The sequence below is a fragment of the Klebsiella pasteurii genome, from assembly GCF_018139045.1.
Lineage (GTDB): Bacteria > Pseudomonadota > Gammaproteobacteria > Enterobacterales > Enterobacteriaceae > Klebsiella > Klebsiella grimontii.
Window position 1 is genome coordinate 3,109,211 of sequence record NZ_CP073236.1, and the last position, 25,325, is coordinate 3,134,535.

23 protein-coding genes and 1 tRNA gene are annotated in these 25,325 nt (G+C 56.1%); 15 read left to right on the forward strand and 9 right to left on the reverse strand.

The features are described 5' to 3' along the window. Positions 1 to 44: 44 nt before the first annotated feature. On the forward strand, positions 45 to 548 hold the full coding sequence (locus KCG39_RS14570; protein WP_049113283.1) for a TRAP transporter small permease: 504 nt from the start codon (positions 45 to 47) through the stop codon (positions 546 to 548). Next, positions 548 to 1,849, forward strand: a complete 1,302-nt coding sequence (locus tag KCG39_RS14575; RefSeq protein WP_004125184.1) for a TRAP transporter large permease — start codon at positions 548 to 550, stop codon at positions 1,847 to 1,849. The genes KCG39_RS14570 and KCG39_RS14575 overlap by 1 nt, the downstream gene beginning before the upstream one ends. 48 nt (positions 1,850 to 1,897) lie before the next feature. Here KCG39_RS14575 and KCG39_RS14580 read toward each other — a convergent pair whose 3' ends face one another. Genes KCG39_RS14580 through trmB form a run of 3 tightly spaced genes read right to left on the reverse strand, consistent with a single transcriptional unit; the run spans position 1,898 to position 3,713 of the window. After that, a complete protein-coding gene (locus KCG39_RS14580) occupies positions 1,898 to 2,617 on the reverse strand; it encodes a YggN family protein (RefSeq protein WP_024358653.1) in 720 nt (239 codons plus the stop codon). A 50-nt stretch (positions 2,618 to 2,667) separates the two neighbouring features. Continuing rightward, complete coding sequence (locus tag KCG39_RS14585; protein WP_004105731.1) at positions 2,668 to 2,994, reverse strand: YggL family protein; 327 nt, start codon at positions 2,992 to 2,994, stop codon at positions 2,668 to 2,670. Further along, positions 2,994 to 3,713, reverse strand: a complete 720-nt coding sequence (trmB, locus tag KCG39_RS14590) for a tRNA (guanosine(46)-N7)-methyltransferase TrmB (RefSeq protein WP_004125186.1) — start codon at positions 3,711 to 3,713, stop codon at positions 2,994 to 2,996. The genes KCG39_RS14585 and trmB overlap by 1 nt, the downstream gene beginning before the upstream one ends. A gap of 137 nt (positions 3,714 to 3,850) precedes the next feature. Here trmB and mutY point away from each other — a divergent pair, with 137 nt between their 5' ends. The 4 genes from mutY (at position 3,851) to KCG39_RS14610 (ending at position 7,795) form a co-directional block, all read left to right on the forward strand. Next, entirely contained in the window at positions 3,851 to 4,909 is a 1,059-nt protein-coding gene (gene mutY / locus KCG39_RS14595) for an A/G-specific adenine glycosylase (protein WP_004125187.1), read from the forward strand. 27 nt (positions 4,910 to 4,936) lie between these two features. Then, positions 4,937 to 5,212 carry an oxidative damage protection protein gene (locus tag KCG39_RS14600; protein ID WP_004105744.1) on the forward strand — a complete coding sequence of 92 codons (276 nt, stop codon included), beginning with the start codon at positions 4,937 to 4,939 and terminating at the stop codon, positions 5,210 to 5,212. Positions 5,213 to 5,262: 50 nt separating this feature from the next. Then, positions 5,263 to 6,345 (forward strand): membrane-bound lytic murein transglycosylase MltC, encoded by a 1,083-nt coding sequence (mltC, locus tag KCG39_RS14605; protein ID WP_004135825.1) that lies wholly within the window; start codon positions 5,263 to 5,265, stop codon positions 6,343 to 6,345. A 193-nt stretch (positions 6,346 to 6,538) separates the two neighbouring features. Continuing rightward, entirely contained in the window at positions 6,539 to 7,795 is a 1,257-nt protein-coding gene (locus tag KCG39_RS14610; RefSeq protein WP_004125191.1) for a nucleoside permease, read from the forward strand. A 67-nt stretch (positions 7,796 to 7,862) separates the two neighbouring features. Here KCG39_RS14610 and KCG39_RS14615 read toward each other — a convergent pair whose 3' ends face one another. Next, positions 7,863 to 10,001, reverse strand: coding sequence for an ornithine decarboxylase (locus tag KCG39_RS14615; RefSeq protein WP_004125193.1), 2,139 nt, complete (start codon positions 9,999 to 10,001; stop codon positions 7,863 to 7,865). A 437-nt stretch (positions 10,002 to 10,438) separates the two neighbouring features. On the opposite strand from KCG39_RS14615, the gene KCG39_RS14620 reads away from it, so the two are divergent. After that, the gene (locus KCG39_RS14620) at positions 10,439 to 11,155 is read left to right on the forward strand and encodes a DUF554 domain-containing protein (RefSeq protein ID WP_004125195.1); all 717 of its coding nucleotides are present in this window, start codon (positions 10,439 to 10,441) and stop codon (positions 11,153 to 11,155) included. 105 nt (positions 11,156 to 11,260) lie between these two features. Then, positions 11,261 to 11,336 (forward strand) — tRNA-Phe (locus KCG39_RS14625). Between the two features lie 299 nt (positions 11,337 to 11,635). Here KCG39_RS14625 and KCG39_RS14630 read toward each other — a convergent pair. Further along, a complete protein-coding gene (locus KCG39_RS14630; RefSeq protein WP_004125196.1) occupies positions 11,636 to 13,024 on the reverse strand; it encodes an SLC13 family permease in 1,389 nt (462 codons plus the stop codon). 545 nt (positions 13,025 to 13,569) lie between these two features. Between KCG39_RS14630 and KCG39_RS14635 the strand changes: the two genes are divergently transcribed. Then, positions 13,570 to 14,940 (forward strand): pyridoxal-phosphate dependent enzyme, encoded by a 1,371-nt coding sequence (locus KCG39_RS14635; RefSeq protein ID WP_064397229.1) that lies wholly within the window; start codon positions 13,570 to 13,572, stop codon positions 14,938 to 14,940. Positions 14,941 to 14,950: 10 nt separating this feature from the next. After that, entirely contained in the window at positions 14,951 to 16,096 is a 1,146-nt protein-coding gene (locus KCG39_RS14640) for a trans-sulfuration enzyme family protein (protein ID WP_049112486.1), read from the forward strand. Positions 16,097 to 16,175: 79 nt separating this feature from the next. Here KCG39_RS14640 and KCG39_RS14645 read toward each other — a convergent pair whose 3' ends face one another. Further along, on the reverse strand, positions 16,176 to 17,075 hold the full coding sequence (locus KCG39_RS14645; protein ID WP_004125213.1) for a LysR family transcriptional regulator: 900 nt from the start codon (positions 17,073 to 17,075) through the stop codon (positions 16,176 to 16,178). Positions 17,076 to 17,173: 98 nt separating this feature from the next. Here KCG39_RS14645 and KCG39_RS14650 point away from each other — a divergent pair, with 98 nt between their 5' ends. The 4 genes from KCG39_RS14650 (at position 17,174) to KCG39_RS14665 (ending at position 20,866) form a co-directional block, all read left to right on the forward strand. Continuing rightward, the gene (locus KCG39_RS14650; RefSeq protein WP_004125214.1) at positions 17,174 to 17,776 is read left to right on the forward strand and encodes a short chain dehydrogenase; all 603 of its coding nucleotides are present in this window, start codon (positions 17,174 to 17,176) and stop codon (positions 17,774 to 17,776) included. 106 nt (positions 17,777 to 17,882) lie between these two features. Then, the gene (locus tag KCG39_RS14655; RefSeq protein WP_004125215.1) at positions 17,883 to 18,209 is read left to right on the forward strand and encodes a hypothetical protein; all 327 of its coding nucleotides are present in this window, start codon (positions 17,883 to 17,885) and stop codon (positions 18,207 to 18,209) included. Between the two features lie 272 nt (positions 18,210 to 18,481). Beyond that, positions 18,482 to 20,404 (forward strand): tyrosine-protein phosphatase, encoded by a 1,923-nt coding sequence (locus KCG39_RS14660; protein ID WP_228299420.1) that lies wholly within the window; start codon positions 18,482 to 18,484, stop codon positions 20,402 to 20,404. Between the two features lie 273 nt (positions 20,405 to 20,677). After that, positions 20,678 to 20,866 carry a hypothetical protein gene (locus tag KCG39_RS14665; protein WP_071988238.1) on the forward strand — a complete coding sequence of 63 codons (189 nt, stop codon included), beginning with the start codon at positions 20,678 to 20,680 and terminating at the stop codon, positions 20,864 to 20,866. Positions 20,867 to 21,199: 333 nt separating this feature from the next. Here KCG39_RS14665 and KCG39_RS14670 read toward each other — a convergent pair whose 3' ends face one another. From KCG39_RS14670 to KCG39_RS27995, 3 genes are all read right to left on the reverse strand, one after another. Continuing rightward, entirely contained in the window at positions 21,200 to 22,381 is a 1,182-nt protein-coding gene (locus KCG39_RS14670; RefSeq protein ID WP_004125228.1) for an aminotransferase-like domain-containing protein, read from the reverse strand. A gap of 263 nt (positions 22,382 to 22,644) precedes the next feature. Beyond that, positions 22,645 to 24,516: a bifunctional glutathionylspermidine amidase/synthase gene (gene gss, locus KCG39_RS14675; RefSeq protein ID WP_142468403.1), complete on the reverse strand. Its 1,872-nt coding sequence runs from the start codon at positions 24,514 to 24,516 to the stop codon at positions 22,645 to 22,647. 76 nt (positions 24,517 to 24,592) lie between these two features. Next, positions 24,593 to 24,721, reverse strand: a complete 129-nt coding sequence (locus tag KCG39_RS27995) for a hypothetical protein (protein WP_305955025.1) — start codon at positions 24,719 to 24,721, stop codon at positions 24,593 to 24,595. Between KCG39_RS27995 and KCG39_RS14680 the strand changes: the two genes are divergently transcribed. Then, on the forward strand, positions 24,721 to 25,281 hold the full coding sequence (locus tag KCG39_RS14680; RefSeq protein ID WP_049113389.1) for a DsbA family protein: 561 nt from the start codon (positions 24,721 to 24,723) through the stop codon (positions 25,279 to 25,281). The genes KCG39_RS27995 and KCG39_RS14680 overlap by 1 nt on opposite strands. Positions 25,282 to 25,325 lie beyond the last annotated feature (44 nt).

Below are 25,325 nucleotides of genomic sequence, written 5' to 3' on the forward strand. Positions count from 1 at the left end.
CTTAGCGGGCCAGCCGCTGGCCCGCTTTCATCGGGAAAACAATGATGATACTTAACCGCATAAAGCTGGCGGTGGACCGCACGATCGCCGCATTCTCCGTCGCCGTTATGATTGCGCTGGTGGTCTGCGTCGTCTGGCAGGTGTTCAGCCGCTACGTGCTAAACCAGCCAAGCACCCTGACCGACGAGCTGGCGCGATTTTTGATGATCTGGGTCGGGCTGCTGGGTGCGGCATATACTGTCGGCGCCCAGCGTCATCTGGCGATCGATTTACTCGCCATGACGCTTCCTCCCCGCAAGCAAGCGCTGCTCAGCGTCATTATTAATCTGCTGATCTTTATTTTTGCCGGGTCAGTAATTGTAACCGGCGGCGTGAAGCTGATTGAAAAAACGCTGTCGACATCCCAGGTCTCGGCCGCGATGCAGATCCCCATGGGCTACGTGTATCTGATCCTGCCGCTAACCGGCATCATTATGATGTTTTACACGCTCTGTTTTATCAGCAACGGTCTGAAAAATATGAAAAACTATGAAGCGGGGGCAAATTGATGGACAGCTATATCGCACTGATGCTATTTGGCTCTTTCTTTATTCTGGTTTTTATTGGCGTCCCCATCTCCTTCTCCATTGGCATCGCGACCGTCGGCTCGATGCTGCTGATGTTCCCGTGGGATATTGCGGTGATTACCGTTTCTCAGCGCCTGGCGAACGGCCTCGACAACTTCGCCCTGCTGGCGATTCCATTCTTTATCTTTGCCGGCACCCTGATGAACAGCGGCGGGATTGCCATCCGCTTAATCAATCTGGCGCAGGTGATGGTCGGACGCGTGCCGGGATCGCTGGGCCACGTCAACGTGCTGGCAAATATGATGTTCGGCTCGATTTCAGGTTCGGCGGTCGCCGCGGCGGCGGCGGTAGGGGGAACGCTCAACCCCATTCAGACCCGGAAGGGCTACGATCCGGCGTTCTCCACGGCGGTTAACGTCTCATCATGCATCACGGGCCTGCTCATCCCGCCGTCAAACGTCCTGATCGTCTTCTCCCTGACGGCCGGGGGCGTCTCGGTTGCGTCGCTGTTTATGGCCGGTTATCTGCCGGGCATTCTGATGGGTCTGGCCATCATGGTGGTGTGCGCTTTTATCGCTAAACGTCGCGGTTATCCGGTTTCTGAACGTCCCACATGCGCCCAGGCAGCAAAAGCGTTTTTCGACGCCTTGCCCAGCCTGCTGCTGGTGATCATTGTGATGGGCGGGATCCTCGGCGGCATTTTTACCGCGACCGAAGCGTCGGCTATCGCCGTGGTTTACACCTTTATCCTGTCAGTGCTGATTTACCGGGAAGTGAAGTGGCGCGATCTGCCGAAGCTGATCCTTGAATCGGTGGTGATGACCTCCATCGTGCTATTGCTGATCGGCTTTTCCGTCGGCATGTCGTGGGCGATGACCAACGCCGATATACCCTACATGATAAGCGATGCGCTAATGGGGATTTCTGAAAACCCGGTGGTGATTCTGCTGCTGATAAATATCGTGCTGTTAATCGTCGGGATCTTTATGGATATGACCCCGGCGGTACTGATTTTCACGCCGATATTCCTGCCCATCGCGCAGGATTTGGGGATGGATCCGGTGCATTTCGGCATCATGATGGTCGCTAACCTGTGCATCGGTCTGCTGACGCCGCCGGTAGGTAGCGCGCTGTTTGTAGGCTGCTCTATTTCCGGCGTTAAAATTCAGCAGCTCATTAAACCGCTGCTGCCGTTCTACGCCGCCCTGCTGATCGCGCTGATGATGATTGTCTATATCCCGCAGATCTCGCTGTTTATTCCGCAGCTGCTGGGGCTGATGTGACCGACTGACCATAATCGCTACCTGCGCCCGCAGGTAGCGAATTAAAACTTACTTTAACGACCCCACCAGCGCTTTGCGGCTCTCCTCAAGGGAGACCACGCGGCCGCAGACGTCCTTACCAAACTGCTGGAAATCTGCCTCCTGGTTTTTCCATTCGTCCTGAATGGCCGTTTGCAGGCCGCCAAGGCTACCAAGGATCCCCTGCAGCGGGTTACCGCCGCCTTTGAGAACCGCCTTCGCGCCCATCTCGTTGATGCTGTCCTGCAGAATACCGCCCATCGCCTGGTTTACCAGCTGCTGGCCGTCGGCGCGCACCTGATCGATGGCTTTATAGTGGAACGTCAGCCCATCGTTGCGATGTTCAATAATACGGCCCATTTGCGCTTTCAGCTGCGCATCAAGCTTGGTCAGGCGGCTATGCATGCTGCTGCTGGCCCCCACCTGTTCGGTAATGATTTTATCCAGCGCGGCGCGGCCTTTTTCTACCCGCGTGCGGGCGCCTTCATCAATCCACGGCAGGCTGCTGCGCAGTCCAGCCTGATAGTCCTGCGCCTGCTCGCGCTGGGCGGCATTCAGCGCATAGGCTTTCCCGTTAAAGGTCAGATTGCCGTCCGGCTTAATCACCAGATCGCCGTTTTCGCCTTTCACCTGCACCTGCTGCGGGCTGAGGATGACATCGTCACGCGGCGTGACGCTACACTGGTAGTCCGCATGCGCGGACAAAGCGGTGACGGACAGCGCCACTGCCAACAGCGTTTTGCGCATCATTTAACTCCCTTCAGACAAAACGGGCCGGCAGTTGCCGACCCTTGTCAAACTTAGTCCCACCAGATATCAAAAAGTTCGCTGGTGCGTACATCGGCAAGCCCGCGATCTTCCAGCCATTTACGCACGATGGCCTGGTGTTCTTCGGTGCATTTGCCGATTTCCTGCAGGCAGATCAGCCCTTCCCAGGAAAGATAGCCGCTGCCATCAAAGGCCAGCTTATTAGGCTCAATCACTTCATCAATCAGATCGTTAACGGTCTGGTCGATCTGCTCTTCGCTGGTTCCTTCCGCGAAGCGCCACGCGACGGAGAAACCCACTTCCTGAAACTCGTCGATATGCATTTTTTTACGCAGACGACGGCTACGATTCGTTGCCATTATTTCACCCTCTCGAACATTAAGTCCCATACGCCGTGGCCAAGACGATGGCCACGCTGTTCAAATTTGGTTACCGGGCGCGATTCCGGGCGCGGCACATAGTCGTTGCTTTCAGACCGGTTACGATACCCTTCAAGCGAGGACATCACTTCCAGCATATGCTCGGCATATTGCTCCCAGTCGGTCGCCATATGGAAGACACCCCCCAGCTTCAGTTTACTTTTCACCAGTTCGGCAAAAGGCGGCTGAACGATACGGCGCTTATTATGACGCGCTTTGTGCCACGGGTCAGGGAAAAACAGCTGCACCATGCTCAGGGAGTTATCCGGAATCATGGTATGCAGCACTTCCACCGCATCGTGGCACATGACGCGCAGGTTCTGCACGCCCTCTTCTTCGGCGGACGCCAGGCAGGCGCCGACGCCCGGCGAGTGCACTTCAATGCCGAGGAAATTCTGCTGCGGCTTCTCTTTCGCCATCGCCACCAGCGACGCCCCCATGCCAAAACCAATCTCCAGCGTGACCGGCGCTTCACGGCCAAACAGGGCGGCGAAATCGAGCGGCGCTTCGTTGAATTCAACGCCCATCACCGGCCAAATAGTGTCCAGCGCGTGCTGCTGACCTTTGGTCAGGCGGCCCTGACGACGGACGAAGCTGCGAATACGGCGCAGCGGGCGGCCGTTTTCATCGAATTCCGGAGATATGACGTCGTTTTTCATAAAAGTTAAGTCTGCTTGTGAGATGTGTTCGGAAAACGGGCATTATCCAAAGTTACCCGGCGGATGCAAGGGTTTACAGCCCCTCGCCCTTGTGCTGCAATCTGCCACCTTATAATCGCTTTCCCGGAGCCGTAGCTTTGACTTTTCTCGCCGCGCAATTTTCAGCCCAGGTGCTGGACTGGTACGACAAATACGGGCGCAAAACCCTGCCCTGGCAAATTGGCAAGACGCCTTACAAAGTATGGCTCTCCGAGGTGATGTTGCAACAAACGCAAGTGGCGACGGTTATCCCCTATTTTGAACGCTTTATGGCGCGTTTCCCAACAATTACCGATCTGGCGAACGCACCCCTCGATGAAGTCCTGCATCTTTGGACCGGACTTGGCTATTACGCCCGCGCGCGCAATCTGCATAAAGCGGCGCAGCAGGTGGCCACCCTGCACGGCGGAAAATTCCCGCAGACCTTCGATGAAGTCGCCGCACTGCCAGGCGTGGGCCGCTCCACCGCCGGCGCGATTTTGTCCCTTTCTCTCGGTCAGCATTATCCGATTCTCGACGGCAACGTGAAGCGCGTGCTCGCGCGCTGCTATGCTGTCAGCGGTTGGCCGGGGAAAAAAGAGGTTGAGAAACGCCTGTGGGAGATCGCCGAGGACGTCACGCCGGCCAAAGGCGTCGAGCGTTTTAACCAGGCCATGATGGACCTTGGAGCGATGGTATGCACCCGCTCAAAGCCGAAATGCGAGCTTTGTCCGCTGAATAACGGCTGCGTGGCCTACGCAAATCATTCATGGGCTCAATATCCAGGCAAAAAACCGAAACAGACGATCCCCGAGCGTACCGGCTATTTCCTGCTGATGCAGCACGGCGACAAGGTGTTTCTCTCCCAGCGCCCACCGGTGGGATTATGGGGGGGATTGTTCTGCTTCCCGCAGTTTGAAGATGAAGATACGCTGCGGGAGTGGCTGGCCCAGCGGCAGATCAAGGCTGAGAATCTGACGCAATTAACCGCGTTCCGCCACACTTTCAGCCATTTCCATCTGGATATTGTGCCGATGTGGCTTACAGTGCACTCATCCGGCGCATGCATGGATGAAGGGGGCGCACTCTGGTATAACTTAGCGCAGCCGCCGTCCGTCGGTCTGGCGGCCCCCGTGGAGCGCTTGTTGCAACAGTTAAAAGCCGGAGCACCGGTTTAGCTTTCTGGCGATTAAAGAGGATTAAGAATGAGCAGAACGATTTTTTGTACTTTCCTGCAGCGTGAAGCCGATGGCCAGGATTTTCAGCTGTATCCGGGCGAGCTGGGCAAACGCATCTATAACGAAATTTCCAAAGAAGCCTGGGCCCAATGGCAGCATAAGCAGACGATGCTGATAAACGAGAAAAAACTCAGCATGATGAACCCTGAGCATCGCAAACTGCTGGAGCAGGAGATGGTTCAGTTCCTGTTTGAAGGCAAAGACGTGCACATCGAAGGCTATACGCCGCCAGAAAAACAGTAAGGGCCTGACGGCCCTTTACAACAATAAACACAACACGCACTCCCGGAATGATGAAAAAATACTTAGCGCTAGCGCTGATTGCGCCTTTGCTCGTTTCGTGTTCCAGCTCAACCAAAAAAGGCGCCGAGTATAACGAGGCGTGGGTGAAGGACACCAACGGCTTTGATATCCTGATGGGCCAGTTCGCCCATAACATCGAGAACATTTGGGGTTATAACGAAGTTCTGCTCGCCGGGCCGAAGGACTACGTTAAATACACCGACCAGTATCAAACCCGCAGCCACATCAACTTTGATGCGGGGACGATTACCGTTGAAACTATCGCCGGTACCGACCCGGCCGGGCGCCTGCGCCAGGCGATTATTAAAACCCTGCTGATGGGCGATGACCCTAACTCCATCGACCTCTATTCTGACGTCGATGATATTCAGATTTCAAAAGAGCCGTTCCTGTATGGCCAGGTGGTGGATAACACCGGCGAGGCGATTCGCTGGGAGTGGCGCGCCTCGCGCTTCGCCGACTATCTGCTGCAAACACGCCTGAAAAGCCGCAGCAACGGCCCGCGCATGATCTACAGCATCACCATTAACCTGGTGCCGAACCACCTCGACAAACGCGCGCATAAGTACATTGGTATGGTCCGTCAGGCATCGCGCAAATACGGCGTTGATGAATCGCTGATCCTGGCGATTATGCAAACCGAATCCTCCTTTAACCCCTATGCGGTAAGTCACGCCGACGCCCTGGGGCTGATGCAGGTGGTGCAGCACAGCGCCGGGAAGGACGTGTTCCGTTCGCAGGGGAAATCAGGCCTACCGAGCCGCAGCTACCTGTTCGATCCGGTCAATAACATCGACACCGGCACCGCCTATCTGGCAATGCTTAACAACGTCTATCTGTCCGGTATCACCAACCCGACCTCGCGTCGCTATGCGGTCATCACCGCGTATAACGGCGGCGCGGGCAGCGTACTGCGGGTCTTCTCCAGCGATAAGGTTCAGGCAGCGAATATCATCAACAACATGACGCCGGGCGATGTTTATCAAACCATCACCAGCCGTCACCCCTCCGCCGAGTCGCGTCGTTATCTGTACAAGGTTAACTCTGCGCAGAAAGGCTATCGCCGCAGGTAATCTCCCTCCAGCGCCCTTGTTTCCTCAAGGGCGCCTTCCTTCTGCTATACACAATAGAGTTGCGCAACTGTTTTGCGATTTTCTGCGGCAGTTAACAAAAGCATCCACCGCATAAATGATAGAATCCAACCAAAATAACGCTATAAATGTTATTTAAAACACAAAACAATTCTATATCCGTGAGGATCAAAACATGAATCTTAAACTGCAGCTCAAAGTACTGTCGTTCCTGCAGTTCTGCCTCTGGGGAAGCTGGCTCACCACGCTCGGCTCGTATATGTTCGTCACCCTGAAGTTTGACGGTGCGGCCATCGGAGCGGTTTATAGCTCACTCGGTATCGCCGCGGTGTTTATGCCGACGCTGCTTGGTATCGTTGCCGATAAATGGATCAGTGCCAAATGGGTTTACGCCATTTGCCATCTGGTCGGCGCGCTGACGCTGTGGCTCGCCGCCCAGGTCACTACGCCGGGCGAGATGTTCCTCGTCATTCTGCTTAACTCGCTGGCCTATATGCCGACGCTGGGGCTGATTAACACCATTTCCTACTACCGTCTGCAGTCTGCGAACATGGATATCGTGACCGATTTCCCGCCGATTCGCATCTGGGGCACCATCGGTTTTATCCTCGCCATGTGGGGCGTCAGCTTCTCCGGATTTGAGCTAAGCCATATGCAGCTTTATATCGGCGCGGCGCTCTCCTTACTGCTGGTGCTCTTCACCCTGACGCTGCCGCATATTCCGGTGGCTAATCAGCAGAAAAACCAGAGCTGGACCGCCATGCTGGGCCTCGATGCCTTCGCGCTGTTTAAAAACAAACGTATGGCGATCTTCTTTATTTTCTCGATGATGCTGGGCGCCGAACTGCAAATCACCAATATGTTCGGCAACACCTTCCTGCACAGCTTTGATAAAGATCCGCTGTTCGCCAGCAGCTTTATCGTGCAGCACGCCTCGGTGATGATGTCGATTTCGCAGATCTCGGAAACCCTGTTCATCCTGACCATCCCGTTCTTCCTCAGCCGCTACGGCATCAAGAACGTGATGCTGATTAGTATTGTGGCGTGGATGCTGCGCTTCGGCCTGTTCGCTTACGGCGACCCGACCCCGTTCGGCACCGTGCTGCTGGTGCTGTCGATGATCGTTTATGGCTGCGCCTTCGACTTCTTCAACATCTCGGGTTCGGTGTTTGTGGAAAAAGAGGTTCGCCCGGAAATCCGCGCCAGCGCGCAGGGGATGTTCCTGATGATGACCAACGGCTTCGGCTGCATACTTGGCGGGATGGTAAGCGGTAAAGTGGTGGAGCACTTTACCGTCGAAGGGATCACCGACTGGCAAACCGTATGGCTGATTTTCGCCGGCTATTCGCTGGTTCTGGCTTTTGCCTTTGTAGCGCTGTTTAAGTACAAGCACGTCCGCGTACCAACCGGGGCGCAGACCGTCGCACATTAAATAAACGGCTTACCCCAGATTTACGAATAAAAAAACGCGCCCCGGTGTTATCAACGGGGCGCGTTTTTTATGCTTTCAGCACATAGCCATATAGCCGCTTAATGCCGTCAGGGTCCGTTTCGCTGTAGACCCCCTGGAGCTCCGGCGAGAAGCCCGGCAGCATATTGACCCCCTCCTCCAGCGCCAGGAAATAGCGCAGCACCGCCCCGCCCCAGATCTCTCCGGGCACCACACACAGCACGCCCGGTGGATACGGCAGCGCGCCCTCCGCCGCAATGCGCCCTTCGGCTGCGCTTAAGCGCACCAGCTCAACGTTACCGCGAATAAACTCGCGGTTGGCGTCCTGCGGGTTCATCACCGCGCGCGGGAAGCTCCTCTTGCGGAACATCTCTTTTTGCAAATCCTTCACGTCAAAGCTGACGTACAGGTTATGCATCTCCTGGCACAGCTCGCGGATGGTGTAATCCCGATAGCGCACCGGATATTTATTAAAGATGGTCGGCAGAACGTCGGCCAGCGGGGTGTCGGATTCAATATGCTGCTCAAACTGGGCGAGCATCGCCACCAGCTGCGCCAGCTTCTCGGCGCTCTCTGCGGGCGTCAGGAGGAACAGAATGGAGTTCAGATCGCACTTCTCCGGCACGATGCCGTTTTCGCGCAGGTAGTGGGCCAGAATGGTCGCCGGGATACCAAAATCGGTATATTTCCCGCTCTCCGCATCGATCCCCGGCGTTGTCAGCAGCAGTTTACAGGGGTCAACGAAATACTGATCGCTGGCATAGCCTTCGAAGCCGTGCCAGCGCGCGCCCGGCTCAAAGCTAAAGAAGCGCCGTTCGCGGGCGATGGCTTCAGTGGGATGATCCTGCCACGGACGCCCCGCCACCACCGGTGGAATAAACGGCTGGATCATTTTGCAGTTGGCGATAATCGCCTTGCGCGCTTCAATACCCAGCGCCACGCACTCCGCCCACAGGCGGCGCCCGCTCTCTCCTTCATGAATTTTGGCATTCACGTCCAGAGCGGCGAACAGCGGATAAAACGGGCTGGTCGAGGCGTGCAGCATAAAGGCATTGTTGAGCCGCTTATGCGGGCAAAAACGTTCCTGCCCGCGCAGGTGGTTATCTTTTTTATGGATCTGCGACGTTTGCGAAAAACCGGCCTGCTGTTTATGCACCGACTGCGTGACAAAAATACCCGGATCGTCCGGCGTCAGGTCCAGCAGCAGCGGTGAACAGTCGGCCATCATCGGGATAAACTGCTCGTAGCCGACCCAGGCCGAGTCAAACAGGATGTAGTCGCACAGACCGCCGATTTTATCGACCACCTGGCGGGCGTTGTACACCGTCCCGTCATAAGTACCGAGCTGAATCACCGCCAGGCGGAACGGGCGCGGCGCATCGGCTTTTTCCGGCGCCGTCTCGCGTATCAGTTCACGCAGGTATTTCTCATCGAAGCAGCGATCGTCGATACCGCCAATAAAACCAAACGGATTGCGCGACGCTTCGAGATAAACCGGCGTTGCCCCGGCCTGAATCAGCGCGCCATGATGATTGGATTTATGGTTGTTACGGTCAAACAGCACCAGATCGCCGCGCGTCAGCAGCGCGTTGGTCACCACTTTGTTCGCCGCCGAGGTGCCGTTAAGGACGAAGTAGGTTTTATCGGCGTTGAAGACCTTCGCCGCGAACTTCTGCGCGTGTTTGGCCGATCCTTCATGAATCAACAGATCGCCAAGCTTAACGTCGGCGTTGCACATGTCGGCGCGAAAGACGTTTTCGCCAAAGAAGTCAAAGAACTGCCGTCCCGCCGGATGCTTCTTAAAGAAGGCGCCGTGCTGATGGCCCGGGCACGCGAAGGTGCTGTTATCCATCTCAACGTATTGGGTCAGGGTATCGAAGAACGGCGGCAGCAGGTTCTCTTCATAGCCGCAGGCGGCGGCTTCCAGTTCGAGCCACTCCTGCTCTTTGCCGCTAACGATGGCCGTCACGCCTTCTGGTTTTTCGTGGTCAGCGTCACTGAACAGATAAACCGGCAGGTTGAACCCGGTGCGTTTCAGTAACGCAAGGATGCCGCTGCGGCTGTCCGCTACGGTAATGACGACTGCCGCCACATCGGTAAAATCGGTACTGTCCAGGGCCACCACGCGACGGTGGGTGGACAGGCGGGATACCAGCTCGCGGCTGGCGGCAATGTGCATTGATTTCATGAGCGCGAATACCCGTTTCCGGAGAGTAAAAGGCTTCGGCCAAGGCGTCTGGGCTCTGGCCAACGAAATGTCAGGGTCTGACTGGATCCCAGCTCCGACCGCCAGACATCAGTAAAAGCAGACCGCGTCCGATCTTACTGTTGTCCTGCAGTGAGCCTGCGTTACGCTCACCGCATGGCGGGCAGAAGTTGCAGTGTAAGGGTAGCAAGACGAGGCTGCCTGCGCATCTGTACGCAGCGGCACTGGTGATGTAGTGGCGATGTCGTCATCCCGGCGGCCTCATTCAGGAGAGGAGAAAATTCGCGCAATCATGTCACCTTTAAATCTACCGCGCAAGATGAATTACGTATGCAGCCACACCACGGATGCGCAAGCCTTTTTGCCCGATTGGCGTCATAATAATGCAGTCATTAGGGATAATTAACAGGAGTCATATTGTGGTTACAGGGCCATTTATTAACGCCGGCGCGGTCCTTTTGGGCGGCGTACTCGGCGCACTCTTAAGTCAAAGATTGCCGGAACGGATTCGTACATCAATGACCTCTATTTTTGGCCTTGCGTCGTTGGGCATCGGCATTCTGCTGGTGATTAAATGCGCCAACCTGCCGGTGATGGTGCTTTCAACGCTGGTGGGCGCGCTGCTCGGCGAAGTGTGCAACATGGAGAAAGGCATTAATACGCTGGTCAGTAAGCTCCAGCAGCTGCTTTCGCCCAAAAAGGGGCAGAAAAAGGTCTCAGCGCATGAGTCCTATATTCAAAGCTACGTCGCGATAATCGTGCTGTTCTGCGCCAGCGGAACCGGGATTTTCGGCGCGATGCGCGAAGGAATGACCGGCGACGCCAGCATTCTTATCGCCAAAGCGTTTCTCGACTTCTTTACCGCCACCATCTTCGCCTGCACCCTGGGGCTGGCGGTCTCGGCCATTTGCGTACCGATGCTGGCCATCCAGCTGGCGCTGGCGGCCTGCGCATCGTTGATTATGCCGTTAACCACGCCGATGATGATGGCGGATTTCACCGCTGTCGGCGGGATGCTGCTGGTTGCCACCGGTTTGCGCATCTGCGGAATTAAAATGTTCGCCGTGGTGAATATGCTGCCTGCCCTGGTGCTGGCGATGCCGATTTCAATGGCCTGGACGGCGTTTTTCGCCTGAAGATGCGTGCTTTTGACGCAATCTGGTGATAGATTGTTCAGTCTGCTGCGAAACAGATAAATTTCGTTGACGAGGTGCGGTGAATCAGGTTTAATGCGCCCCGTTGCCCGGATAGCTCAGTCGGTAGAGCAGGGGATTGAAAATCCCCGTGTCCTTGGTTCGATTCCGAGTCCGGGCACCACTTATTCAGAGAACCCAGCCTATGGCTGGGTTTTTGCTTTTCTACGACCGGACTCTCCATCGAACTACGTTCGATTATTCGCCGCACAGCGGCTCACCCCTTCGGGGCCAGCGCGACAAGCGCGCTGTTCAACGCCTGCGGCGTTAGTCCGAGTCCGGGCACCACTTATTCAGAGAACCCAGCCTATGGCTGGGTTTTTGCTTTTCTACGACCGGACTCTCCATCGAACTGCATTCGATTATTCGCCGCTCGGCAGTCTTCATTTGCAAGATATTGGGTGGAAACTCGCTTATCAAAAGCTAGACCCAAAACATCATGCTAAATCCGGTCAAAACGACGATACAGGCGATATTCAAAAACAGGCCGGCGCGCATCATCTCCTGCTGCTTGATATGGCCAGTGGCGAAAACGATAGCGTTTGGCGGCGTCGCCACGGGCAGCATAAAAGCGCATGAAGCCGCAATGGCAATCAATACCGACAGAATCACAGGCGACATGCCGAACGCTTCGGCCACTGAGGCAAATACGGGAATAAGCAAAGCGGCGCTGGCCGTATTACTGGCAAACTCGGTCAGAAACACCACGAATGCTGCAATCACCAGGATAATAATAAATATCCCCATATGAGCCACCATCCCGCTAATCTGGTTTGCCAGGAACAGACTGGTACCCGTCTCTTTCAACACATTACTTAAGCAGATACCGCCGCCGAATAATAACAGCACGCCCCAGTCAGCCGTTTTTTCTATATCCTTCCAGTGAACCACCCGGGCGAAATTGACTAATATAATGGCGCCTAAAGCCACGATGGTATCGAAGGATTTAAAACCGCCCAGCAGATCGTTAATGGGTCCGCTGAAAATCCAGAAGAATACGGTAAGGCCAAAAATAGCCAGGGTGACTATTTTACCTTTATCCCAATCGACCTGTTCACTATTCGTTTCGAAGGTCCCCTTAAGTTCCGGCCTGAACACGAGGTAAAGAATCGCAATAGCGACTGGCAGTAAGACGATCATTGCCGGGAAACCGAACTTCATCCAGTCAAAGAAGGAGAGCCCCACCTCAGCGGCGGCAATCGCATTCGGTGGACTGCCGACGATGGTCGCCATTCCGCCAATGCTGGCGCTATAGGCAATACCGAGGAGCACAAACACATAGGTCGAATGGCGGTTTTTGCCATCGACTTTACTCAGGATCCCCAATACCAGCGGCATCATCATTGCGGCCGTTGCCGTATTACTGATCCACATTGACAGCAGCGCCGTCACGCCAAATAGCATAAAGACCGCGAGGCGCATTTTGCCCCTCGCCATCGCTAATACTTTATCGGCAATGACTTTATCCAGCCCCTGCACATGCATCGCCGCCGCCAGAGCAAAGCCGCCGAGGAAAAGGAATATCGTAGAGTTAGCGAAACTGTTTAGCGCCGCCTGGGTATTAAATACCCCCAACAGCACGGCCATAACGGGAACCATTATGGCCGTAACGGTCACGTGCAGCGCTTCTGTTAACCATAATACGGCGATAAAAGCGAGCATACTCAGTCCCATGACCACCTTCGGCTCATAGGGTAGCGTGTTGTAGAGAACGATAAACAGAACAATATCGAGCAAAATGATGATGCTGTTACGATTAAAAAACCACTCGTGGGTATTGGTGGGTAAAGGACTCATGTCGTTTTTATTCATAGTAGCTTCCTTGTAACTGGTTACGACTGAATCATTACATGTATATGTCTATCAGGTATAAATTATGTTCCTGTTCTGTTAACTGGATCGTACCAGACAATTTCCCGGCTGAATGACACCCAAGTCAGGATATTTCCGGAAAGAGGTTCCTGATATAGACGATTTATTGAAGCGAGCAGGCCGACTTTATTAGCTTTAATTTCCTGCACCTGAATTTAGATCGTTGGCTACTTTGCCGGTATACGCGGCATTGATAATTTCACCAACACCTAAACTAACCCCAGAGATCCATCGAATATTTTCGGCAATCTATTTCTGAAATAGAGATAAAGCAGCGCGTAAAAACGGATAATTCGGTGAAAAACCGGGCAAAAGCGCGCTATTCTGGAAATCAACACGCCCAGGCGGCTAACAACCTTTCCCTCCGGACGGCTAAAAAGCATCTTATATTCCTTTTTGCTCTTAGCGGCAGACAAAAGTTCTTTAAAATGCCAATTTTGCAGCCCTACCATTCAAATCATCTCGATACGAATGGGCAAAATGTTATGTCAGTTTTTCATTCCGTTAGCGACCTGATTGGTCATACTCCCCTGCTGCAGCTTCATAAGCTGGATACCGGCCCCTGCGGCCTGTTTCTAAAACTGGAAAATCAAAATCCCGGCGGTTCGATAAAAGACCGCGTCGCGCTATCCATGATTGCCCAGGCAGAGCGCGAAGGAAAATTAAAACCCGGCGGCACGATTATCGAAGCCACCGCCGGCAATACAGGCCTCGGGCTGGCGCTGATCGCCGCGCAGAAAAATTATCGCCTGATCCTGGTGGTGCCGGACAAAATGAGCCGTGAGAAGATTTTCCACCTGCGCGCGCTGGGAGCGCAGGTGCAGCTTACCCGCTCGGACGTTAACAAAGGCCATCCCGCCTACTATCAGGACTACGCCCGGCGTCTTGCCGACGAAACGCCTGGCGCCTTTTATATCGACCAGTTTAATAACGAAGCTAACCCGCTGGCGCATGCCACCACCACCGCCCCGGAGATCTTCCAGCAGCTGGAAGGCGATATCGACGCGATTGTCGTCGGCGTCGGCTCCGGCGGAACGCTCGGTGGGCTACAGGCCTGGTTTGCTGAGCACTCCCCCAAAACGGAATTTATCCTCGCCGACCCGGCGGGCTCCATTCTGGCGGACCAGGTCGAAACCGGACGCTACGGCGAAACCGGCTCGTGGCTGGTGGAAGGGATCGGCGAAGACTTTATTCCGCCGCTGGCCCATCTTGAAGGCGTCCGCAGCGCATACCGCGTCACCGATAGCGAAGCTTTCGCCACCGCCCGCCAGCTGCTGCAGGTTGAGGGCATTCTCGCGGGCTCCTCTACCGGAACGCTGCTCACCGCTGCCCTGCGCTACTGCCGGGCGCAGACAACCCCGAAACGCGTGGTGACCTTCGCCTGCGACAGCGGCAATAAATATTTATCAAAGATGTTTAACGATGACTGGATGCGCCAGCAGGGCTTTTTAAGCCGTCCATCGCGCGGCGATCTCAGCGATTTTATCGCTCTGCGCCACGACGAAGGGGCAACCGTCACCGCCGCGCCGGACGATACCCTGGCGGCCATCCTCGCGCGTATGCGTCTCTACGACATCTCGCAGCTGCCGGTGCTGGAAAACGGCCGGGTCGTCGGCATTGTCGACGAATGGGATCTGATTAGCCACGTCCAGGGCGACAGTCAGCGCTTTTCTCTGCCGGTCAGGGAAGCAATGACGCGTAACGTGGAGACCCTGGATAAGCACGCGCCGGAAAGCGCGCTGAAGGCCATTTTCGATCGCGGCCTGGTGGCCGTTATCGCCGACAACGATCGTTTTCTTGGCCTCATTACCCGCAGCGATGTGCTGACCACCTGGCGTAACCGACTCGAACAGTAAGGACTTCTCAATGACAAATTTGCATACCCTGAGCGTACATAGCGGCGCATTTACCGATGAACACGGCGCGGTGATGCCGCCTATTTATGCCACCTCCACCTTTGCTCAGCCTGCGCCGGGCCAGCATACCGGGTACGAATATTCGCGCAGCGGCAACCCGACCCGTCACGCGCTGGAGACGGCGATTGCCGACCTGGAAAGCGGCACGCGCGGTTACGCCTTTGCTTCCGGTCTGGCGGCCATCTCAACCGTGCTGGAACTGCTGGATAAAGACAGTCACCTGGTCGCCGTCGACGATGTCTACGGCGGCACATATCGGCTGATTGAAAACGTTCGCCGCCGCAGCGCCGGCCTGCGGGTAAGCTGGGTGAAGCCCGACGATCTGGCGGCCATCGAAGCAGCTATTCGGCCCGATACGCGCATGATCTGGGTTGAAACGCCGACCAACCCGCTGCTTAAGCTGGCCGACCTCAGCGCCATCGCCGCCATTGCGCGGCGGCACAATATTATCAGCGTCACCGACAACACCTTCGCCTCGCCGGCTATCCATCGTCCGCTTGAGTTGGGCTTTGATATCGTGGTGCATTCGGCGACCAAGTATCTTAACGGCCACTCCGATGTGGTCGCCGGGCTGGCGGTGGTCGGCGACAACGCCGCGCTGGCGGAAAAGCTGGGCTATCTACAAAACGCGGTTGGCGGCGTGCTCGATCCCTTCAGCAGTTTCCTGACGCTGCGCGGTATTCGTACCCTGGCGCTGCGTATGGAGCGCCACAGCAGCAATGCGCTGCTGCTTGCCGAGTGGCTGGAGCAGCAGCCGCAGGTCGAAAGAGTCTGGTTCCCGTGGCTGGCTTCGCATCCGCATCATCAGCTGGCGCGCAGGCAAATGGCGCTTCCCGGCGGGATGATCTCCGTGGTGGTCAAAGGCGATGATGGCTACGCCGAACGGATCATCCGTAAGCTGAAGCTGTTTACCCTCGCGGAGAGCCTCGGCGGCGTGGAAAGCCTGGTGAGCCAGCCGTTTAGCATGACCCACGCGTCAATCCCGCTGGAGCAGCGGTTAGCCAACGGCATTACTCCTCAGCTGATTCGTCTGTCGGTAGGCATCGAAGATCCGCAGGATCTGATCGCCGACTGGCGCCACGCGCTGCGCGACTAAGCAGATTGCCCGGCGGCGGCTAACGCTTTGCCGGGCCGACAAGCCCCCCATCACATCAGGCCCGCCGCCCGGCAGAGACTTAAGCACTCTGCCCGTTGTGGCGCTGCCCCTGCAAAAGATGCTCAACAAACCGCGTCAGCTTCGGCAGCGGCCGAAGATCCTGCCGCCAGAGTAAATGAACCGGCCTCGGCTGCGGGGTATACGCCTCCAGCACGCGCACCAGTTTGCCGCACTCGAGCGCATCCGCCAGCAGCACTTCCGGCTGCAGCAGCAGTCCAGCTCCGGCGATCGCCGCCGTTCGCAGGGCATAGCCATCATTGCAGCGCAGGACGGCATCGCGCTTCCAGCGGACGCCCTCCTCGGCGCCCGGCAGCTTCCACTCATTGCGCGCGGTCCACACCGTATGCGACAAACAGAGGTGATCGGCCAGGTCCGCAGGCGTCATCGGGGTACCGTAGCGGGCTAAATACCCGGGCGCGGCGCAGATCGTCATCCGGTAGGGCGCGAGATACTTTGCTACCAGATCGTTATTGCGGATCTCGCCGATGCGGATCGCCAAATCGATACCTTCATCCACCAGATCGACCATCCGGTTAGTCAGATCCAGCTCCACGCGCACGTCGGGCCAGGCCTGGAGAAAAGTGGCGGCCAGCGGAGCAATGACGCAGGCGCCAAACGACGTTGGCGCGCTTACCCGCAGCGTCCCCGCGGGCGCGATCCGCAGCCTCTCCACCGCGCTCTCGGCGATTGAAACCTGTTCAAGGACGCGTTTCGCCTCGTCAAAATAGACCCGCCCGGCGTCGGTGAGGCTCTGGCGGCGGGTATTGCGCTCAAGAAGACGGGTATTAAGCTGCCGTTCGATCAGCGCGATATATTTCCCGACCATCACCGCCGACATATCGAGGCGCGATGCGGCTTCGGTAAAGCTTCCGCACTCCACCACCGCAATAAAGGTCTCCATCGCCCGCAGCTTATCCATATTACAAACTCCTGGTTAGTAATCATTTAACTTTTAGCCAGTTTATCCGATATTTGTTTTATTAAAGAATAGCCTCTCATCCGAGAGAGGAATCTGCTATGAAAATCATCGTTATTGGCGCCAGCGGTACCGTTGGCCGCGCGGTTGCGCAAGAGTTAAGTCAGCGTCATGAGGTTATTCACGTCGGCCGCACTCAGGGCGACTATCAGGTGGATATCACCTCACAGCAAAGCGTAGAGAACCTGTTTGAGAAAATCGGTCGGGTAGACGCGATTGTTTCCGCCACTGGTAATCTGTTCTTTGGTCCGCTGGCGACCATGACCGATGACGATTTCAACCAGGGCTTACAGGATAAACTACTGGGGCAGATTCGCCTGGCGTTGACCGGCCAGCATTATCTGAACGACGGCGGATCTATTACGCTGATTAGCGGGATCGTCGCCCATGAGCCCATCGCTCAGGGCGTCAATGCCACCACCGTCAATGCTGGGCTGGAAGGATTCGTTCGCGCCGCCGCTTGCGAACTACCGCGCGGAATACGCATTAACCTGATTAGCCCGACCGTATTAACGGAATCGGCGGCAGCCTACGACGGTTTCTTCCCCGGTTTTGCCAGCGTTCCCGCCGCCAGCGTGGCTCAGGCCTACCGCCGCAGCGTGGAAGGCATCCAGAGCGGACGGATCTATAAGGTCGGCTACTAACCGGTACCGCTGCGGGCCGGAATCCCCCTTCCAGCCCGCAGCGGCGCTTACATCCTGTTTCATCAACGGCTACACTGCTCCTTCAATTTGCCTTTTTGAATGACTCATGTTGAAGAAACTTGCTTTTATCGCCCCGCTTTTGACGCTTATCGCCCTGCTTATCTGGTGGTTCACGCCCCGCTACGCCGAAGAGGATGTCGCGTACTACCGCTCCGTCTTCTGCGTTATCGACCATCAGGACAGCCGCGCGTTTCTCCGCGATATGGAAAATATGATTGAAGGCGGCAATTCGGATTATGCGCTGCATAAGACCCATTACGTGCCCGCTCTGGGCCAACGGATGCTGGACACCTGGCAGCAGCTCACGCCGGAAGAGCAGAAAAGTATCAGCCAGGACCAGCAGCGCTGTCGCCAGCTGATGAGTGAAAAGTAGCGCCCGGATTAAGGGGGATTACTGCGCAAAATGACTCGCTGACAATAATAGAAAATAACATTCCGCTGCGACGAGCGGAATGTTAAACATAAACATGGCGAATGAATAACAGTATTTAGCGCGCGCAAAAGTTATATTTAATCGATAGCCTGACGTTATTATCATCCTATTTATTTAAAAAATTTCGTTTCAGAAATAATTTCGTCACAATCCCCTCTTATATTTTCAAGCCTTAATAAACAAAGAATTATAACCAATAATTATCGAGGCTTATGTTGATTCGCTATATTCCCGTTTCGCTCTCTCTGGTCGCCGCTGCCGTTTCCTGCGTGCTCTACGCTGCGCCGATAAATACGCCCGTGCTCGCTACGATGGATAATTTCCGCGATATTGCTGGCACGACGACTGTTTATACCACCAGCCGCGACGGCACCCTGCGCACAGGCGTTTTTTATCGTTCCAATGCCCTGGCATTATCCTCCGCGGACCAGTCGACGCTGAGCACGCTCGGTATCAGCGATGTTTATGATTTGCGCACGGCCAGCGAAATCGCCAGCAGCCCGGACGTGATGCCCGACGGGGCGAGGTATACCCATATTGATATCATCGGCAACACCGCTTCGGGCAGCAACATCACCTCAATAACGTTCAGTAGCGCCGCGGAAGCCAAAGCAATGATGCAGCAGACTAACGTCGCCTTCGTCAGCGATGCCGGGATGCGCGCCCGGTTCACCACGCTATTTAACGATCTGGCCAGCGCCGAAGGCGCAGCGCTGTTCCATTGTACCGCGGGCAAGGACCGCACCGGCTGGACCGCCGCGATGCTGCTGAGCATTGCCGGCGTCGATGAGGGGACCATTATGGAAAACTACCTCGCCACCAACGATTATACCCGCCAGCGCGTTGAAGCGACCCTGGCGATGATGCCCCCCGCCATGGCGGCGATTTACGAGCCGCTGCTGGGCGTTGACGCCAGCTATCTTCAGGCCGGGCTGGATGAAATCAGCCGCGAGTACGGATCGGTTGATAACTATCTGAAGCAGGGCCTGGGGCTGTCGCAGGAGACGCTCTACGTCCTGCGCGGCAAAATGGTGCAGTACGGCCAGCTGCCGGGGCAAAGCGAACTGCGGGGGAATGCGGCGCAGGGCGCAGCGCTGCTTAACGCCCTGCAAAATAGCGGGCTAGCGGGCCGCTACACCGACTATAACTATTATCTGCAATCGGCCATTGATGCCGGAACCCTCGGCGGCGTGGAGACTCAGGTCGGCGGGCAGATCTACGCGGACGCCGCCAGCTACCTGCTGCGCAGCGGATCGCGATTAGACAGGGCGTTAACGCCGAATATTGATAGCCGTCAGCTGCGGGATGGGGAAGGAAAACTGTGGTTGACCGGGCTTAGCGGCTATCTTGGCACCGATGGTTCCGCCCGCGCCGCCAGCAGTAATGAGCATACCACCGGCTCGCTGCTGGGCTATACCTGGCGGTTTAACGCGCAGCTTAGCGGCTACGGCACTCTGGGATATAGCTGGGGCTCGCTGGGCAGCGCCAGCGCCGATGCGGATGCCAACACCACTCTGCTGGGGTTTGGCGGTCGCTATGCTTTTGAGGATCTAAATCGTGGTTTATTTGCCGCCGCCGATCTTAACGCAGGCTGGATCGATTATAGCAGTACGCGCCGGCTGAATAGCGGGCTGGGTACGGCCACCGGCGATACCCATGGCCAGCTGGTTGGCGGCACGCTGCGCCTCGGCTACGTGAGTCCACTCGATTTTGCCAGCGTTGAGTACGCCATCGGTACCCGCCTGACCCACCTGCGGATGGACGCTTTCCGCGAAAGCGGCAGCGAGCTGGCGCTCAACGTCGACCGCGTCAGTGAAAATAACGCCAGCGGTATTGCCAATGTGAGTATCGCATTTCATTCGCAAAACGGCGGCGGCTGGCGCTTCACGCCGGCGATAAATATCGGCTATGAACATAGTTTCAGCGGCCCTTCGGTACGTACTCAGGGCCAGGTTTATCACTATGAAGTCGTACAGAACGCGGCCTTCGATAGCCGTGACATGGTCAACGCTGGCGCCAGTTTGAGCATCACGCGCGGTGCGCTGAGCCTGAACCTTGGCGGCCAGGCTGACGTCGCCAGCGGCGGCGACAGCCACGGCTACAGCGGCAGCCTTAGCGTGGGCTACGCCTTTTAAACATCCCCAGCAGGCCGCCGCCGCGGGCGGCTTGCTCTTAGCCACGAAATTGCAAAGCGGTTAAACATACACCGCCGAGGATCGGCGCATTTTTCGCCGTCATGGGCAAAACGAAACGCTGGCAGGAAAGGTAAAACAGAAATTATGTTTCAATCGGCTACTGGCAGCGGCAATCATCAATCTGATGCATGATTGTCCTTACCATAAAAAGTAGTTGATCTGGTATCGACAAGCTCTTATTTTGCTTCTCAGTTTTTAAACGAGATGAAACTGATGCCTACTATCACAGCCAGTAGTATGAAAGAAGCAAAAGAGTTAATGAATTGTGGAAAGTACAAAGAAATCGTCCTCAATTTCGATATTGATGCTGACGATTTTTTCACCCTCGCAACATCCCATTCAGCAACAAAAGTCACCATCACAGACAGAAATAATCGCTCATCGGTCAAAGCAGAAAAATAATAAAAACCCCTGAGGCTCTTCTTATGCTGTTAGCTATTGGTACCGTCGCTGTTGCTTTTCTTTCCACGCTGATGCTGATCTGGCTTGACGATCGCATTGCCGACCAGGATTAACGACCCGGGCCAGCGATAAGTCGCAAAACGCCCGCCTCTGTGTTTCTTTCGCCCGTCGCCATCGGCTGCGGGCGATTCAAAAACCCCGCCCATGCCATTTTCACGCTACGCATTGATGATTTTCGCCCGCCGGGCAGGTCATGCATTCGCATAAAAACAGGGGCTTAAAGAAGAAAACGAGAAGGGAGCCCCGCGCCGCCGACGGCGCGGAGCAAGACGATTACAGCGACTTAGCCAGACGCTCGACGGCGGTCATCAGACCGTCTGCCGACACCGTAGAGTAGGAAAGACGCAGCGTGCGGGTATCCGGGTTATCGTTATAGAACGCTTCCCCTGGAACGTAAACCACGCCGTTTTCCAGCGTTTTCTTCATCCATTCCATGGTATCGAACGGATAGCGGAAGCGGGCCCACAGGAACATACCACCTTTAGGACGGCTGAACTCCAGATGCTCGCCAAGCTGCGATTCCAGCGCGTCGGCCAGCGCCACGCACTTCTTGCGGTAATCCTCGCGGATCAGGGCAATCTGGCTTTCCAGACGGTTCATGCTCAGGTATTCCGCGGTGATGACCTGCGAAAGCATGTTAGTGTGCAGATCCGCCGCCTGTTTGACGATCACCGTCTGCTGCGCCAGCCAGTCCGGCATGACGATCCAGCCAATACGCATCCCCGGCGCGAGGATCTTGGAGAAGGTGGAGGTATAAACCACCTGATCTTCACAGCCCAGCTCAACCGCGTACTGATACAGCGGACGGCGCACTTCGTCAGTGAAGCTAATTTCGCCATACGGATCGTCTTCAATGATGACGAAGTCGTGCTTTTTCGCCAGCTCTACCAGGCGGCGACGGCGTGCTTCGCTCAGGGTTTTCCCGCCGGGGTTGCCAAACGTCGGCACCAGGTAAACGGCTTTCACACGCGTGGTTTCCAGCAGGTCGGCCAGTTGCTCCACCAGCATGCCGTCATCATCGGTATCGACGCTGAGAATGTTCGCCTGCGCCAGCTGGAAGACCTGCAGCGCCGCCAGATAGGTCGGACGCTCAACGACGATCGCATCGCCCGGATCGAGCAGCGTGCGGGCGACGATATCCAGCGACTGCTGCGAACCGGAGGTGATATAGACATGGCTTGCCGAACAGGCCACGCCGCGCGCCTGACAAAGTTCGCTAACGGCCTGACGCAGCGGCGGATAACCTTCGGTCAACCCGTACTGGAACGCATCGTTAAAGCGCCCGTTCATCACCTGCTGCACTGCCAGGTTCAGGCCTTCGGTATCAAAAAGCTCCGGGGCCGGAATACCGCCGCCCAGAGAGATAACGCCGGGCAGTTTACTGTGCTTGAGGAGTTCGCGGACGGCGGAGGGCTTAAGTTCACCCGCGCGGGCGGCGAGTCGCCGATCGTGCATACTATTTTCCTTTTCTGTCTTGTTGTTGTGATGTTTTATCTATTTTTAACGGTCATTCACCGGTCGCGCGACGCTGACCGGGGCTACGGGTTCGTATGTTCGGTAGCCCGGACAGATGCGCAGCATCGCCTCCGGGATATTCTTCAGCATCCAGCGGCCTTGCCCGGGTGCGGCGCGATGCGCCTTGCCCGGGCTACAAATGCCGCAGGTGACGAGAACCGCAGCCCGGATAAAGCGCTCACTGCCGCAATCCGGGGCCAAACTTAACGGCTATCTGTGTCTTTTAGCACGATTAACGGTTCAATATCGCTCTCTTTTTTAACCACCAGAGAATCATCTCCGCGCAGGCAGGTCCCGCCATAGTTACCGCCGACGGTGAAGGTGCAAACCTGGATGTATTTGCCATCCACTTTTGGCAGGCACCACAGCTGCTGATAGATATTTTTGCGGTCGAAAAACTGGCCGCTGGTTTTATCCAGCACTTCGTCCTGCGGGCCAATCAGGTCGATATTGTTGCCGCAGCGGCCCGAGATAGGCTTAACCGCATAGCCGCTTTCCGCCAGCTGCTCGTTAACCACAAAATCGGTATCCAGAAGATAGCGATGATTAGGGAACAGCGACCACAGCACCGGCAAAATCGCCTTGTTGCCTGGAATGACGGTCCACAGCGGCTCGAAGACTAATACTTCCGGGCGCAGCAGAACGTCAATCAGACGCACTTCATTATTCGGGTGTCCGGTACGGATCGGCACCGCCGCGTACTCATCGGCGCTGACTTCCCGCACCTGCTCAATAGCGGTTTCCCATGCCCAGGTTTTCCAGACGCAGTTGACCAGACGACCGTCAGCATCGATCAGCTGCCCGGCGGCATCCCAGCGCAGCTCATCCAGGCCAAACAGAATGTTGCTCTCGAAACCGGCCTGGGTCAGCGAACGCTGGATAAACTGCGCGTGGTAGTTCTCCTCCAGATCCTTATCCTGCATGATGTGTACAAAAGGACGCGCCCGGCTGTGCTTCCACGCCCCGGCCAGCTCATCCAGCAGATTTTCCGCCGGGTTGTGGCCGGTGCCGTAGTAGCCCTGTTTCAGCCACTGTTCGAGGATTAGCCCGCCTTCGGTATGGCAGGACGCGGAGTCGGCGTTGTACTCATACACCTTGAGCCCCCGCTCATCCATACAAAAATCCATGCGGCCGGTAATCATATGATGGCGACGGCGCTGCCACGAGAGGCGCAGACGCGGCCAGAGAATTTTCGGAATATCGAACAGGGCCAGCAGGCTGTCATCCTTCATCACCTTGTCGGTGGCGTGCAGGTACATCAGGTGCAGCTCGTTGGTGGCCTTGATAAGCTCCTGCTCGGCGCTTTCGCTGATGGTGAAATACTGGTAAGGGTCTTTATTGATGACGTGGCCGTTGGCTTCCACATAGGCTTTTTGCAGCGAATCTTTCTCGTTGAGCCAGTTGCCGCGGTATTGGCCTTTATTCGGCAGCCGCGCGCCTTTAATGGCCATCGCCTCACCCGGCAGCACCGGCTGCGGCAGGCTGTGCTCGGTATCGGCGGTTTGGATCATCCAGCCGAGGATTTCGGTATCGGCAAAGGTGTCTTTAATCGTGTAGAGGCCGTTTTTCACTTCCAGCGTCAGCTCGCGGGTCCACTGCTGGCCCTGCGGCAGCGGCGAGTGAATCACGTTCTGTTCGGCGATCCTGACCTTATTCCCAACCAGTTGCGTAATCACCGCCACGTGGCCAGTGTGCTTAAACTCGCCGCCTTTCTGCCAGATCAGCAGCGAGCCGGCGATCGGCGGACGGCGGGAGCCGTTGGCGAACGCCTGCAGCGGCAGAATATTGTCGTTGACCACCTCGCGAAGAAAACGCAGGGAGAAGATTTCATAGGCCATGCCGACATCGGTGAAAACAAAGCCGTAGGTGAGGAACAGAAAGCGGCGCGCGAACTCCACGCACTGCCATTTGTGCCCCATATACTCATTACCGATATAGCTGCGGAACGTGGCGTCATCCGGATAATCTTGCGGATTTAAGCTACTGTAATTCGAAGAATAAATCGCCACGCCGCCCGGTGCGTAGCCTAATAGTGTACCAAACGGGGCGTCACTGCTTGTCGAACCTTTGCTCATTTAGCCTGACCTCAAATTAATGCAGCCCGGGCAGTTGGCGAAACAAAACTCCCTCTTCTTATCCTGCCGCAGGCACTTACCAGACAGAGGTGGAGTGATGATACCACTCATTCGATTCGCTAATCGTGCCCTTAAGGAAAATAAGCCTGCGCCGCCGGGCAAAAGTGATATCGTTATTTGAGATAAAAAAAACAGGAGTCGACAATGAGCACACCTTCGCATCTGACTGCCCAACCGCTGGTCTGGGGGCATGGCCCACGCACCTTTGAGGTGTTCCTCGAACCCACCTGCCCTTTCTCCGTGCGCGCCTTTAATAAGCTGGATGATCTGCTAGATGAAGTTGGCGCGGATAACGTGACGATCAAAATTCGTCTCCAGTCCCAGCCCTGGCATCTGTTTTCCGGCGTCATCGTGCGCTGCATTCTTGCCGCTTCCACCTTGCCGCACGGCCGGGAGCAGGCGCATAAGGTCCTTAAAGCCGTCGCCGACCACCGTGAAGAGTTTGAGTTTACCGACCACTGTAGCGGGCCAAACATGGACGTCACGCCGCAGCAGATTATCGAGCGTATCGAACGCTATAGCCACGTTTCGCTGGCTGCGGCGTTTGCCCGCCCGGAGCTGCAAAACGAGATCAAATGGCACAGCAAGTACGCCCGCCAGAACGGCATTCACGTGTCGCCGACCTTTATGGTTAACGGCCTGGTGCAGCCGGATCTCGGCAGCGGCGACGACGTCAGCGTATGGGCCGCGCGGATTCTGGCTTAGACCGGCGCACCGAAAGGTTAGCGCCACGACTTCAACACCTCACT

Excerpts from the sequence above, each read along its gene's own strand:
- KCG39_RS14640 (WP_049112486.1), top strand. The coding sequence starts at position 14,951 with ATGACAAATTTGCATACCCTGAGCGTACATAGCGGCGCATTTACCGAT.
- KCG39_RS14665 (WP_071988238.1), top strand. The coding sequence starts at position 20,678 with ATGCCTACTATCACAGCCAGTAGTATGAAAGAAGCAAAAGAGTTAATG.
- KCG39_RS14615 (WP_004125193.1), bottom strand. The coding sequence starts at position 10,001 with ATGAAATCAATGCACATTGCCGCCAGCCGCGAGCTGGTATCCCGCCTG.
- KCG39_RS14650 (WP_004125214.1), top strand. The coding sequence starts at position 17,174 with ATGAAAATCATCGTTATTGGCGCCAGCGGTACCGTTGGCCGCGCGGTT.
- KCG39_RS14570 (WP_049113283.1), top strand. The coding sequence starts at position 45 with ATGATACTTAACCGCATAAAGCTGGCGGTGGACCGCACGATCGCCGCA.
- KCG39_RS14600 (WP_004105744.1), top strand. The coding sequence starts at position 4,937 with ATGAGCAGAACGATTTTTTGTACTTTCCTGCAGCGTGAAGCCGATGGC.
- KCG39_RS14670 (WP_004125228.1), bottom strand. The coding sequence starts at position 22,381 with ATGCACGATCGGCGACTCGCCGCCCGCGCGGGTGAACTTAAGCCCTCC.
- trmB (WP_004125186.1), bottom strand. The coding sequence starts at position 3,713 with ATGAAAAACGACGTCATATCTCCGGAATTCGATGAAAACGGCCGCCCG.
- KCG39_RS14575 (WP_004125184.1), top strand. The coding sequence starts at position 548 with ATGGACAGCTATATCGCACTGATGCTATTTGGCTCTTTCTTTATTCTG.
- KCG39_RS14610 (WP_004125191.1), top strand. The coding sequence starts at position 6,539 with ATGAATCTTAAACTGCAGCTCAAAGTACTGTCGTTCCTGCAGTTCTGC.
- KCG39_RS14635 (WP_064397229.1), top strand. The coding sequence starts at position 13,570 with ATGTCAGTTTTTCATTCCGTTAGCGACCTGATTGGTCATACTCCCCTG.
- KCG39_RS14630 (WP_004125196.1), bottom strand. The coding sequence starts at position 13,024 with ATGAATAAAAACGACATGAGTCCTTTACCCACCAATACCCACGAGTGG.
- mltC (WP_004135825.1), top strand. The coding sequence starts at position 5,263 with ATGAAAAAATACTTAGCGCTAGCGCTGATTGCGCCTTTGCTCGTTTCG.
- KCG39_RS14680 (WP_049113389.1), top strand. The coding sequence starts at position 24,721 with ATGAGCACACCTTCGCATCTGACTGCCCAACCGCTGGTCTGGGGGCAT.
- KCG39_RS14655 (WP_004125215.1), top strand. The coding sequence starts at position 17,883 with ATGTTGAAGAAACTTGCTTTTATCGCCCCGCTTTTGACGCTTATCGCC.
- KCG39_RS14585 (WP_004105731.1), bottom strand. The coding sequence starts at position 2,994 with ATGGCAACGAATCGTAGCCGTCGTCTGCGTAAAAAAATGCATATCGAC.
- KCG39_RS14580 (WP_024358653.1), bottom strand. The coding sequence starts at position 2,617 with ATGATGCGCAAAACGCTGTTGGCAGTGGCGCTGTCCGTCACCGCTTTG.
- gss (WP_142468403.1), bottom strand. The coding sequence starts at position 24,516 with ATGAGCAAAGGTTCGACAAGCAGTGACGCCCCGTTTGGTACACTATTA.
- KCG39_RS14645 (WP_004125213.1), bottom strand. The coding sequence starts at position 17,075 with ATGGATAAGCTGCGGGCGATGGAGACCTTTATTGCGGTGGTGGAGTGC.
- KCG39_RS14660 (WP_228299420.1), top strand. The coding sequence starts at position 18,482 with ATGTTGATTCGCTATATTCCCGTTTCGCTCTCTCTGGTCGCCGCTGCC.